The organism is Solibacillus ferritrahens, assembly GCF_037027585.1.
Classification (GTDB): Bacteria; Bacillota; Bacilli; order Bacillales_A; family Planococcaceae; genus Solibacillus; species Solibacillus ferritrahens.
Genome location: NZ_JAXCLE010000036.1, coordinates 1 through 12,068, shown reverse-complemented (window position 1 = coordinate 12,068; position 12,068 = coordinate 1). Strand labels below are relative to the sequence as shown.

At 40.1% G+C, this 12,068-nt stretch carries 9 protein-coding genes and 1 rRNA gene; 6 read left to right on the top strand and 4 right to left on the bottom strand.

Going from position 1 to position 12,068, the window contains the following annotated elements:
* Positions 1 to 81, top strand: a 5S ribosomal RNA gene (rrf, locus tag SNE38_RS19340); the annotation flags it as partial.
* 71 nt (positions 82 to 152) lie between these two features.
* Here the strand turns inward: rrf and SNE38_RS18670 are convergent.
* Positions 153 to 824, bottom strand: a complete 672-nt coding sequence (locus SNE38_RS18670; protein WP_191704793.1) for a LytTR family DNA-binding domain-containing protein — start codon at positions 822 to 824, stop codon at positions 153 to 155.
* Between the two features lie 214 nt (positions 825 to 1,038).
* On the opposite strand from SNE38_RS18670, the gene aceA reads away from it, so the two are divergent.
* Both aceA and SNE38_RS18660 read left to right on the top strand, forming a co-directional pair.
* Positions 1,039 to 2,322 carry an isocitrate lyase gene (gene aceA / locus SNE38_RS18665; protein WP_191704794.1) on the top strand — a complete coding sequence of 428 codons (1,284 nt, stop codon included), beginning with the start codon at positions 1,039 to 1,041 and terminating at the stop codon, positions 2,320 to 2,322.
* Between the two features lie 426 nt (positions 2,323 to 2,748).
* Positions 2,749 to 3,924, top strand: a complete 1,176-nt coding sequence (locus SNE38_RS18660) for a pyridoxal-phosphate-dependent aminotransferase family protein (RefSeq protein WP_336047109.1) — start codon at positions 2,749 to 2,751, stop codon at positions 3,922 to 3,924.
* A 77-nt stretch (positions 3,925 to 4,001) separates the two neighbouring features.
* On the opposite strand, the gene SNE38_RS18655 is transcribed toward SNE38_RS18660, so the two are convergent.
* A complete protein-coding gene (locus SNE38_RS18655; RefSeq protein WP_336047108.1) occupies positions 4,002 to 5,927 on the bottom strand; it encodes an SEL1-like repeat protein in 1,926 nt (641 codons plus the stop codon).
* 144 nt (positions 5,928 to 6,071) lie between these two features.
* Between SNE38_RS18655 and ade the strand changes: the two genes are divergently transcribed.
* The 3 genes from ade to SNE38_RS18640 all read left to right on the top strand — a co-directional run bounded on the left by ade (position 6,072) and on the right by SNE38_RS18640 (position 9,048).
* Positions 6,072 to 7,802 (top strand): adenine deaminase, encoded by a 1,731-nt coding sequence (ade, locus tag SNE38_RS18650; protein ID WP_336047107.1) that lies wholly within the window; start codon positions 6,072 to 6,074, stop codon positions 7,800 to 7,802.
* Positions 7,803 to 7,881: 79 nt separating this feature from the next.
* The gene (locus SNE38_RS18645) at positions 7,882 to 8,619 is read left to right on the top strand and encodes a glycosyltransferase family 2 protein (protein ID WP_336047106.1); all 738 of its coding nucleotides are present in this window, start codon (positions 7,882 to 7,884) and stop codon (positions 8,617 to 8,619) included.
* 57 nt (positions 8,620 to 8,676) lie between these two features.
* Positions 8,677 to 9,048 (top strand): YkvA family protein, encoded by a 372-nt coding sequence (locus SNE38_RS18640; protein ID WP_191704799.1) that lies wholly within the window; start codon positions 8,677 to 8,679, stop codon positions 9,046 to 9,048.
* Positions 9,049 to 9,093: 45 nt separating this feature from the next.
* Here SNE38_RS18640 and SNE38_RS18635 read toward each other — a convergent pair whose 3' ends face one another.
* Both SNE38_RS18635 and argH read right to left on the bottom strand, forming a co-directional pair.
* On the bottom strand, positions 9,094 to 10,041 hold the full coding sequence (locus SNE38_RS18635; RefSeq protein WP_191704800.1) for an N-acetylglucosamine kinase: 948 nt from the start codon (positions 10,039 to 10,041) through the stop codon (positions 9,094 to 9,096).
* Positions 10,034 to 11,557, bottom strand: coding sequence for an argininosuccinate lyase (argH, locus tag SNE38_RS18630; RefSeq protein WP_191704801.1), 1,524 nt, complete (start codon positions 11,555 to 11,557; stop codon positions 10,034 to 10,036). Before argH ends, SNE38_RS18635 begins: the two co-directional genes overlap by 8 nt.
* Positions 11,558 to 12,068 lie beyond the last annotated feature (511 nt).

Below are 12,068 nucleotides of genomic sequence, written 5' to 3'. Positions count from 1 at the left end.
CATACCGAACACGGAAGTTAAGCTCTTTAGCGCCGATGGTAGTTGGGGGCTTCCCCCTGTGAGAGTAGGACGTCGCTTCGCACATGTAAAACCACTGAGAAATCAGTGGTTTTTTTGTTGTCTAATTCTCTATTATCCTTATTTGAAGGATGTCAAAATTCCAAAACCGCCCGTAAATTATTAATATAGGATTGACTTACTGGTAATTCAGTCCCCTCATTTAGCTGAACAATAAAGTTGGAAGTTAAATCTCGTGAGATTTTCTTTATATAATAAATATTAATAATACAGGACCGATGAATTCGGATAAAGTTGTTCGGCAACCGTGTTTGCAGTTCTTTCAGTGTGACTGCCGTTTTGTATTGCTCACCTTGAGAATAAAACCAAGTTCGTTTTTGAAGGCTTTCAATATGCGAAATTTGATCAATAGGAATAGGCATCCAGTCCTCTACTTGTTTGCCCGTTAAAAATTTGTAAGTATCCGGTTTCTTTATTGTAAATAGGGGGGGAAGGACAACAATTAAAGCCCCTTGCTCTCCATTTACAAGGATGGGATAACCGATAGCATAATACGGTGTCTCAAAAAGTGTACTTTCCACAATTGCATCTGTTTTTTGTCCTGTTTGGAGAACTTGGAAAGCAATACTGTCTTCTGGAACAGTGGAGCCTATCTTTAATGTGAATTGGTGATGGCCCGTACTGAAATAAATATAAGTGTTGTTTACTGCTATAGCTATCGATGCTTCTGATGGAATCCAGTCTTCTAAAATAGTTTTGTACTGATTAAAAATATCTTTTTCGACATCAATCTTTTGTAATGACAATTTAAATCCACTCCTTCTGTATTATTGCCTAAATATAATTCATCCTCCAAATAAGATCATTCATCCTTAATTAAACCTAATTTATCAGAAAATAATGAAAAGTAAATCATTCTGTTATACATTATATTACAGCAAGATTATCTGTTATGGAACAGGGGATTACAAACTTTCCTAACAGAATTTTCATACACAATGGGGAAGGTGGAAATTTATCATGTCAACACGTCAAGAACGAATTGAAGCTTTAAAAAAGGAATGGGCAGAAAGCAAACGCTGGGAGGGAATTGAGCGTGGCTATACAGCAGAAGAGGTTGTAAAGTTACAAGGTTCATTCATCCAGGAGCAAACGTTAGCAAAGCGTGGAGCTGCTCGTTTATGGAACTCATTACATGAAGAGCCTTTTATCAATGCTTTAGGTGCTCTAACGGGGAATCAGGCAGTACAGCAAGTAAAGGCAGGTTTAAAAGCAATCTACTTATCGGGGTGGCAAGTAGCTGCTGATGCAAACCTTTCTGGACAAATGTATCCGGACCAATCTCTATATCCAGCAAACTCTGTACCAGCAGTAGTAAAGCGCATTAACCAAGCTTTACAACGCGCTGATCAAATTGATCATGCTGAAGGTCGTGAAGACGGCTTTGATTGGTTTGCACCAATCGTTGCTGATGCTGAAGCAGGCTTCGGTGGTCCATTAAACGTATTTGAGTTAGTTAAAGGAATGATTGAAGCAGGTGCAGCAGGTGTTCACTTAGAAGACCAATTGGCTTCAGAGAAAAAATGCGGACACTTAGGTGGTAAAGTATTATTACCAACTCAAAACGCTGTACGCAATTTAATTGCTGCACGTCTTGCTGCGGATGTTGCAGGTGTTGATACAATCCTAATCGCTCGTACGGATGCAGATGCTGCTGACATGGTAACGTCTGATATTGACCCACGCGATGCAGAATTCTTAACAGGTGAACGTACTCCAGAAGGATTCTACCGTACAAAACCAGGTATTAAGCAAGCAATTGCTCGTGGCTTAGCTTATGCACCATATGCAGACTTAATTTGGTGTGAGACATCTCACCCATCTTTAGATGAAGCTCGTGAGTTTGCTGCTGCAATTCACGCTGAATTCCCTGGGAAAATGTTAGCGTACAACTGCTCGCCATCATTTAACTGGAAAGCTAAATTATCGGATGCGGAAATTGCAGAGTACCAACGTGAATTAGGGAAGCTTGGATACAAATTCCAATTCATTACACTAGCAGGTTTCCACAGCTTAAACTTCGGTATGTTCGAGCTTGCGCATGACTATAAAGACAATGGTATGGCTGCTTACTCTAAACTACAACAAGCTGAGTTTGCTGCAGAGTCTAAAGGTTACACGGCAACTCGTCACCAACGTGAAGTGGGTACTGGTTACTTTGATGAAGTATCACAAACAATTTCAGGTGGTACATCATCGACAACTGCTATGTCTGGTTCTACTGAAACAGAGCAATTTGTATAAGATTTTTAAAAAGGGCAGGATTATGAAAATTATTCATAAACGGGGAACTGCACTATAAGCAATTATCTATCTTTTTTTACCCGTCCTTCCTATTCAAAGTGTTATCGGGGATGTAGCACTTAGTAGATAACCGCTATGCAAAGCGGGTTTTCGAAAGCAATACGAAGGTTGGGGAAAAGGGATAGGATTTTGGATTTTGAACTTGAACTTGAACTTGAACATCTTAACTACGATACGATCTAAATCGAATTGGACCGCGGTTTAGAATGGGATTGCCTCCCAAAAATAGAAGCAAACTTAGGGGTTTTTTATAAATGGAAATATGTCTTTCTAGCTTAGATGGGGCTGGAAAGGCATTTTCCATTTTAGTAGGTAGGAGATTATTTGAAGAGTTTTTAATTACTAAATAATAGGGGAGCCGTTTATATGAAAAATAAAGAATTATTACTTGTACCTGGACCGACACCTGTAATGGATGAAATTTATGATGCACTGGCAAGTGAAACGAGAGGACATACAGATTCTCGTTTTGTAGAAATATTTAAAAATGCCATTGAGAATACAAAAAAGCTTTTTAATACAGATGGAGAGGTGTATGTGGTAGCCGGCTCCGGTACATTAGCAATGGAAATGGCGATCGTGAACACAATTACTAAAGGTGAACGTCTTTTAGTAATTAGCCATGGGTATTTTGGTGATCGCTTTACACCACTTGCAAAGGCATTTGGTATTGAAGTTGACGTGCTGCAATCTACGTGGGGGGAGCGTGTAGATGCACAACTTGTTGAAGAAGCTGTAAAAGCAAAGTCATATAAGGCAGTCACGATCACACATGCAGATACATCAACAGGGGTTGCTTCCGATTTAGATACGCTTATTCCGATTATTAAAGCATCAGGGGCGCTTGTGATTGTGGATGGTGTCGTAGCGACGGCAGCTCTTCAAGAAGATATGAGCAAGGCTTATGGAAAGGAAAACTACAAAATTGATATCGTTTTAACAGGGTCACAAAAAGCGATTGGTATTCCACCAGGTCTTGCAATTGTTGCCTTTAGTCAACTGGCACTGGCTGCCCGCGAACAAATCGGGAATGTTCCTGCGTATTATGCGGATATACATAACTGGCGCAACATTATGGCAAACCCAGCTATGTATTTTGCAACACCCCCAGTAAATTTGATTTATGCGTATGATGTTGCATTGCAAATTGTATTGGGAGAAGGCATGGAAAAGCGTGAAGCCCGCCATGTTGCCTATGGAAAAGCGGTACGTACAGCGTTACGTTCATATGGCATGACACCACTTGCAAAAGAAGAAGTAGCGGCACCGACATTAAGCTGTATTTTATATCCTGAAGGGGTGGATGACGGGAAGTTCCGTGCAAGCCTGGCAAGTCGAGGGGTTATTGTGGCAGGTTCTTTGGCGCATTTGGCAGGAAAAGCATTCCGAATGGGACATATGGGTAATGCGACTTCAGAGATGCTAGAGCAGGCCATTATTGCAATTGGTGAAGCATTACAAGAACAGAATATAGAAGTAAGTATCGAAGAAGCGAAAAAAGTGTTCTTACAGCAGATTGAGCAGGCAAAAGTAAAAAGTTAAATGATGGCCTTAAATTTATAGAGAGATCATAGAAGAAGGGTGCTAAAAGTTACTATTTAGCACCCTTTTTAAGATTATCAGAATGATGGTTCACTTATACTTTGTTCCATGGACTGTTTTAACCAGCGTGTTGCTTCTGTATAGTCTTGTGTTACGCCAAGTCCCTTTTTATAGAACATCCCAAGTTGGAACTGGGCTTTAGTATGACCGTACATAGCAGCGAGCCGATACCATTTAGCCGCTTCTTGATAATTTCTCGTTATTCCTTCGCCATTTGCATACATTTGCCCCAATTGAAATTGTGCTTTTGGATGTCCCTTTTGTGCAGCTTGTTCAATCCATTTAAACGCTTCGGAGTAATCCTGCTTTGTACCAAGTCCTTTATCGAACAAATTGCCGAGCTGATATTGTGCATGGAGATGTTCTTGTTCTGCTGCCAATCGGTAACAGCGGCGGGCTTCATCAAAATTAACAGAAGTACCGAGCCCTCTTTCGTACAGTAAGCCAAGCTGGTATTCAGCTTCCGCCTCATTACTACTTGCAGCTGCGTAAAACCATTTGAGTGCCTCTTGATAATTCGATAAATGATGTTCATCACCAAGAGAAAGAAGCCCAAGATGAAGCTGTGCTTTCGCATGGTTTTGAATGGCTGCACGTTTCAACCATTTAACCGCTGTTTCTGTAGCACCGGTTTCTAAATAAAGCATACCCAAATCATAGTTTGCACTAATATGTTCGCTTGATGCAGCTTTTAGTAACCATTCCAGGGCATTTATTTGGGCAAGCGTTGTATTTTGTTGCTTATAGATAAGGCCGAGTGTATATTGTGCATTTGTATGGCCGTTATTTGCCGCGAGTGTCAGCCATTTAATCGCCTCTTCCTCACTTTGACCGATGCCTTGACCTGATTTATAAAGTAATGCAAGTTGGAATTGAGCATTCGTATGATTTTGAATAGCGGCTGATAAATACCAACAAGCTGCATCGTTATAGGAAAGTTTGACACCATCGCCTTTTGTATATAAATAGCCTAGGTTATATTGCGCACTAGCATCTCCTGTTTTGGCTGCCTGTAAAAAGAGTTCTGCCGCCTTTACATAGTTTTGTTCTACGCCCTGCCCTTTATGATATAAGAAACCCAGATTGTTCATGGCGCTTGTGTTTCCTTGCTTGACCGCTTTTTTATACCATTGTGCAGCTACTTCATAATTTTGCCGAACACCATTCCCTTGGTTGTAAAGAGAACCAAGATTATACTGGGCATCAGCATTTCCTGAATTTGCAGCTAGTTCATATAATTCAGCTGCCTTTTTTTCATCCTGTTCAACACCTTGCCCGAGCTGATACAAGATGCCAAGTGCATACAGTGCATTACTATCCTTCTTTTCAGCAGCTAAAGAGTACCATTTTGCCGCTTCTTTTAAATTGCGTGGGACACCTTTGCCATGATTGTACAAAACGCCGAGATTGTATTGTGCAATTGTATTGCCTTTTTCTGCAGCAATTAAAAACCATTTAGCGGCAGCTTCATAATCATAGGCCGGCAAATCTAACTTCCCGAAAGAAGAAGGAGTGAGGCTTTCGATTTCGAATGGTACTGATAACTTTTCTTCAGTAAGCAACTGTTTTGTGTACCAGCTGGTTAAATCCATTAAATAATCCAGCACAATTTTTGCAGCCTTCGTATCGATTAAATCATTTGCCTGGGCTTCGGTCATTTTTAGAATTAAATTCATGAGCAAATACATGCGGCGCGGTTTTATTTTTTCGATAAAATGTTTATTGTTCAGGAGAGTACGGAGTTCACTTTTTGTTCCGTCATTCTGCATCTCCTTTGTATATAAATCCCGTACGATTATGCGGAGCGCGATATTTGATTTTTTTAAAGAGAGTATAGGGTTGGAAATGGTGTAGCGGGCAGACCCCTGCAGTGCTTCCGCTAAAGGGCGCTGTGTTTCGGGAATTGAATTAATAACCTTTGTAAGTAAGTCACGATTTACCATAATTGTTCACGCCCTTCCATAACACTAAGTAATCTTTTTATCGGAGAGGCAGAATAAAAATGAATAGGAAGCATTTTTTACACCAAGAATATAGAAAATATTGTATGATAATTGGAAATCGATAGGATAGGTGGTAGGTGCAGTATGAAGCGGATTATAGACAAATCGCAAAAAAGGGAAAAAGCGGATTTCATTATTCAACATGCACAAATAGCAGATGTATTTAACCTTCGCTGGAGACAAGGAGATGTCGTAGTGGCTGATGGGAAAATTATTGCCATCTCCGAACCAGGTGAATTCGAAGCAGATGAAATTATTGATGCAAGTGGAAAGTATATTGTACCGGGTTTTATTGATGCACATATACATATCGAGTCTTCAATGCTGGCGCCGAAGCAATTCAACCGGATTATACTTCCACATGGTGTGACAGCTGTTGTAACAGATCCGCATGAAATAGCCAATGTTGCCGGAAAAGCAGGCCTAGAGTTTATGTTACGAGATATAGAAGATGTTGAAATGGATATTTATTATATGCTGCCATCCAGTGTGCCGGGGACATCCTTTGAAAACGCCGGGGCTGTATTAACAGCAAAAGATTTAGCGGAGTTTGTCCATCATGGGAGTGTGTTAGGGCTGGCAGAAGTAATGGACTTTCCTGCTGTGCTAAACGGTGAGGAAGGGATGCTTTCAAAGCTTAAGCTTGCGCAAGATGCTGGGATGATTATAGATGGGCATGGTGCAGGTTTAACTAGTGCACAAATTCGTGGATACCGTGCTGCAGGGATTGCTACTGATCATGAGTGTGTAACAGCAGAAGAGGCGCTAGATCGTGTGGAACAAGGGATGTATGTGTTGATTCGCGAAGGTTCTGCTGCTAAAAATTTAAAAGCGATATTACCTGCTGTGACAGTCGCTAATGCGCGGAGATTTGCATTTTGCACCGATGATAAACATTTGGATGAGCTTATGGAACAAGGGAGCATAAACTATGCTGTTGCTCTTGCCATTGAAGAAGGTATGGATCCATTACTTGCAATTCAGCTGGCATCATTAAATGCTGCAGAATGTTACCGCTTAAATAATAAAGGTGCAGTTGCTACAGGTTATGATGCAGACTTTTTATTAGTAGATAACCTGCAGACGATGAAAGCTTTAGCTGTATGGAAGGACGGAAAGAAGGTTGCTGAACATGGCATAATGCTTACGCCGGCTCCAGAAAAATCAGTTATTGAAATGTCTATTTTATATTCGATGCATTTACCGAAGCTATCGAAGGATGATTTCAGCTTGCCGTTTAAAGGAAATCGGGCAAATGTGATGCAAATCGTACCCAACCAATTAATTACGAAGCGGATCGAGGCGAATGTCGATGTAGTGGATGGGGAATTTATGCCGTGCACAAAAAAGGATTTGCTGAAGCTTGCCGTTGTAGAGCGCCATCATCATTTAGGAACAAAGGCAGTGGCGATTGTACAGGGTATCGGTATACAGAGCGGAGCGGTTGCAACGACAATTGCCCATGATTCTCATAATGCAATTGTTGTTGGAACCAATGATGAAGATATGCTCGTAGCACTTAATGCACTCCAGGAAATGCAAGGTGGACTGGTTATAGTAAATGAAGGCGAGATCATTGCTTCGTTGATTTTACCTATTGGTGGGCTTATGACTGATTGTTCAGCAGAAGAAGCAAAAATGGAGCTTCAAAAATTACATGACGCCCTTCATATTATTCATCCTACACTGGATTATCATTTGTTTTTAACATTATCCTTTTTAGCACTGCCAGTCATACCAGATATTAAGCTAACTGATACAGGCTTGTTCGATGTGACAGCATTTAAGCATATTCCAGTGGAAATAACTGATTGATGATGGGAAATTGCATTGAATTTTCCATCATTACCCTATAGAATTTAGGGAATATCTCTATTTCTAAGGAGCATGCAAAATGGATCGAGTCATAGTTGTTATACCAGCGTTGAACCCGTTACCCGCAGTTTTAGACTTTGTTCGGAAATTACAGGCACTGCCACTTGCTGGCATTATTGTCATCAATGATGGCAGTGACAAAAGATATAATAGTACATTTGAGCAATTAAAGCAGGAAAACTGCATTATTTTAACGCATGAAAAAAATTTAGGAAAAGGTCGTTCGCTGAAAACGGGGATGGAATACATACTAAAATCTACGGAACGGACAAAAGGTATTATTACAGTAGGTGCACATGGTCAGCATTCTGTGTTGGATGTAGAGCAAGTGGTTTCAAGTACGAAAATTTTCTCGGATGGTATTGTATTGGGGATTCGCGACTTTAAAGCTTCAGAATATCCTTTTCTAAGTAAACTTCAAAACCGTGCAAACTCCATATTGTTTGAGCTATTTATACATAAACGCCTACTCGATATTCAGACGGGTTTACGCTATATTCCGAGGGAGCATTTATCATGGCTATCGAAAGTAAAAGGGGAGTCTTTTAATTATGACACGAATATGCTCATTGAAGCGATTAAACGAAATGTCCCCCTATATGAGGTGCCCATCGGTTATGCAAAGCTTCGGAAAAACTCGATTATTTATTATGACGAAGTATTGAATCCGACGAAAATTTTGCAGCAGCTTTGGATAAACTTTCTCCGTAAAGACAAAATGCCAAATGATTTATCTTCAAAGCGGAAACGTAAATGATTATAAACAGCGAAATTGAGGAAATATATAGGAAGCATGGAATGGAGGAGAGAAACTATGGCTGAACAATTTAATTTTGATAAAATGATCGATGGTCAGAAAGAACACTATTCAGATAACAAATTCCTTGATAAATTTAAAAAATTCGGTGGCGGTTTAGGCTATAAAGCGATGCATGCAGCGGCTACACTTTTTGTAGCATTACGAAGCCCGGACATGTCGAAAGCGAATAAACTGATTGTTCTAGGTGCACTCGGTTACTTCATTTTTCCAATTGATTTAATTGTCGACTTTTTACCGCTAGTCGGTTTGACAGATGATGCATTTATTATTTTAACTGCGCTTGGAAAAGTGTATTTATCTATTACAGATGACATGAAACTGGAAGCGAAGCAAATGATTGATTCGAAATTTGAAACTAGTAAATAAAAAAAGAGGTCAAGGCGATTCTCATCGCACTTGACCTCTGTCTGTTTAATTTATATATAGGGTCCCGTTGAGTTCCCGCAAACCTCGATTGAAAATAGATTCTATTGGTTTTTCTTCACATAGTTTTACCGATAGATTTGGATGCGTTTTTTCAAGTTGTGTGATGATCCCATCCATAATGCTCGGGTTGTTTTTTAATACACCACCATTTAAGAACAGTGTATGCACTTCATTTGCATAGCCGGCATTTCTTAACGTTGTTGCGGCCAGCAATACAAGCTCATCCACAGCCTTATACATAATTTTCTGGGCGACTGCATCCTTCATGTCCACCGCCTGCTGTAAATAAGAACCAAAGCTTGCTAAACGTGCATTCGTATAATCTGGGGAATAGATTAAGTTAAACAGTTCATCCGTACTGTTCACTTGATGGCCTGCTAAAATAAGCTCTGTCAATGCAGTCGGCTTATTGCGTCCGTCTGCAGCGCGGAAGATTGCTTTTGCGATATGCTTACCTATCCAGTAGCCACTGCCTTCATCCCCAACTCGGTGTCCCCAACCACCTGCACGAATGATTCTGTTATTCATATAGCTAAAGCAAATAGCTCCAGTGCCTGAAATAAGTAAACTCACATCATGATGGCCCAATCCTTTTAATGTCGCTTCCACATCATTTTCAATAATAACTTGGCCAAAAGTGAATGGACAGCGGGCGATACTTTCTTCAATAATTTCTTCGATAATTTTTTTATCTTGAGCAGTATCAACTCCTGAAATGGCAAACACCGCTACATCGATAAATAGACTAGGCAAATGGGCTGCTGCACTTCGAAGCAATCCTGTAAACACATGCTGTACATGTTCAATTCCTGCCGCTTGATAATTTGAGCTAGTAGAGGTTGCGGAAAATAGCTCGCGCCCCTCTGAAGAACGAATTGTCATAACCGTTTTTGTTGCACCACCGTCAACAGCTAAAATATATTGTTCATTCATAATCCGACCACTCCTTCACAAATTTCTCCAATTGCTCTTCTGCCTGTAAAATTGTTTCCGTTTTTTCCCGTAGCCAATTTTCAAGCTGTACAGAGTCATCCTGCGCTTGTTCAAGTGACTTTCGCATAGTCACAGGAGCCGGCCCCCCTTTTAATGTACGAATATTGACAAAGTATTCCGGTTGAATAGCCTGATAAAAGGCAATTTCATTTATTTGGAGAGGCTTTCCTGTAATTTCAAGGCATTTCTCATTTGCTAAGTCCCATGTTAGGCTTGCAAGCGATTCTTCGTTATTTGCCACAAGTTCTCGTACGCAAAGGCTTACAATTTTATGAGACTGGCGGAATGAAATATTTTCTGAACGAACAAGAGAATCCGCAAGTTCCGTTACGTTGGCAAAACTGTTTTGTGCACGCTTTAGCAGATTGTCCTTGTTAACATCCATTGTCACGATTAAGCTTCCAAATAACTTATAAATTCCGACTAAACGGTCGATTGCACGCCATAAATAGGGCTGCATATCATCTTCTGTATCAACGATGTCTCCAAAAGGTGTATTATGGACCATTTGCAAAACGGTAGTTGCATCTCCTACAACAGCAGAAAGCAGGGAGCGTGTATGCTCAATGGAAACAGGATTACGTTTTTGAGGCATTATCGAGCTGACCTGAACATATGGGCTGGCAAGCTTAAATGCATTAAACTCCTGTGTTGCCCACAATAAAAAGTCCTGTGATGTACGTCCTAAGTTTAAAGCGGCAAGTTGTACGGTACTCGCTGCTTCGGCAATATAATCAGCTCCAGCAACGGCATCCCATGCATTTTCGATTAAATCATCGAACGCAAGAAGCTCCTGCATCCGTTCGCGGCTAATAGGGAAGCCTGTTGTGGTTAAAGCGGCAGCGCCCATACTACTGCGGTTAATGGTATTGTATGCAGCCTGCATCCGTTTATAGTCGCGTGTCAATTGGTCAATAACCGCTTTTAAATAGTGCGCAAACGTTGTCGGCTGTGCTTGCTGGGTATGTGTATAGCCAATCATTATTGTCTCCACATGCTCCTCGGCAAATAAAATTAAAGATTGGCGTAAATTTAAAAGTTCCTGCATAAGGGTAAGCATCTTTTTGCGTAATGTCATGCGATAAATAGCAATTCCCATATCGTTCCGACTGCGGCCGATATGTAAATTACCTGAGATATCGCCACCGAGTTCGATTAATTTATTTTCGATACGGAAAAATAAATCTTCAAACTGTGGATTATAATCGCGTGTCTTATAATATTCTAAGTCTAATTTCTGAATGGCTTGCCCAATTCGACGTGCTTCATCTGCAGTTACTAACTCCTGCTCCTCTAACATTTTCAAGTGCGCAATATGAATTTGAAGCATCGCATCTAAAAAGTGCTTACGTGCTTCGTCATACGCAGGTTGTAAAACCATTTGACGATAGCTATTAGAAGGAAATAAAATCCCTTCTTTCTCATTTACTTGATCGCGGAAATTTTGAAAAAACATGATGAATGGGCCTCCAATCAAATGATAGAAACTACTAACTAATACTTTCATTCTACAATTGTTAGAAAATTATATCAATTACAAAAATTAACTGGATGTAGTCTCCCGCATTAGCTGCCTACATAATTACAATTTCATTACTACGGGCGAAATCCTCTAATAAGTGGGTCAAATCTTCTAATATATTCAAAAAAATTCTAATAAAGAACTGGTTTTCTAATACCTATGTCAGTTGTTCTAATAAGAGTTGAGTATCTTCTAAAAAGAGGTACATACGTTCTAATATCATTCGAGAAGTTTCTAATATCTATACAGTTGTTCTAATAAAGTTAAATCCCTATACGATTTGCCCCAAAAAAAGCTGTTGCCTGTAATAATACAGACAACAGCTCAGACTGTAGACAAACTCGAAGAAATTCGAGTTTGCCTACAGTCTTTTTTGTTTTAAAATAAAGTTAACTGATGAAAACCGTTGATTTCCATTCCAGGGGACGCGTTTCGCGGGCGGGTG

Excerpts from the sequence above, each read along its gene's own strand:
- ade (WP_336047107.1), top strand. The coding sequence starts at position 6,072 with ATGAAGCGGATTATAGACAAATCGCAAAAAAGGGAAAAAGCGGATTTC.
- SNE38_RS18640 (WP_191704799.1), top strand. The coding sequence starts at position 8,677 with ATGGCTGAACAATTTAATTTTGATAAAATGATCGATGGTCAGAAAGAA.
- SNE38_RS18645 (WP_336047106.1), top strand. The coding sequence starts at position 7,882 with ATGGATCGAGTCATAGTTGTTATACCAGCGTTGAACCCGTTACCCGCA.
- SNE38_RS18655 (WP_336047108.1), bottom strand. The coding sequence starts at position 5,927 with ATGGTAAATCGTGACTTACTTACAAAGGTTATTAATTCAATTCCCGAA.
- aceA (WP_191704794.1), top strand. The coding sequence starts at position 1,039 with ATGTCAACACGTCAAGAACGAATTGAAGCTTTAAAAAAGGAATGGGCA.
- SNE38_RS18660 (WP_336047109.1), top strand. The coding sequence starts at position 2,749 with ATGAAAAATAAAGAATTATTACTTGTACCTGGACCGACACCTGTAATG.
- SNE38_RS18635 (WP_191704800.1), bottom strand. The coding sequence starts at position 10,041 with ATGAATGAACAATATATTTTAGCTGTTGACGGTGGTGCAACAAAAACG.
- argH (WP_191704801.1), bottom strand. The coding sequence starts at position 11,557 with ATGTTTTTTCAAAATTTCCGCGATCAAGTAAATGAGAAAGAAGGGATT.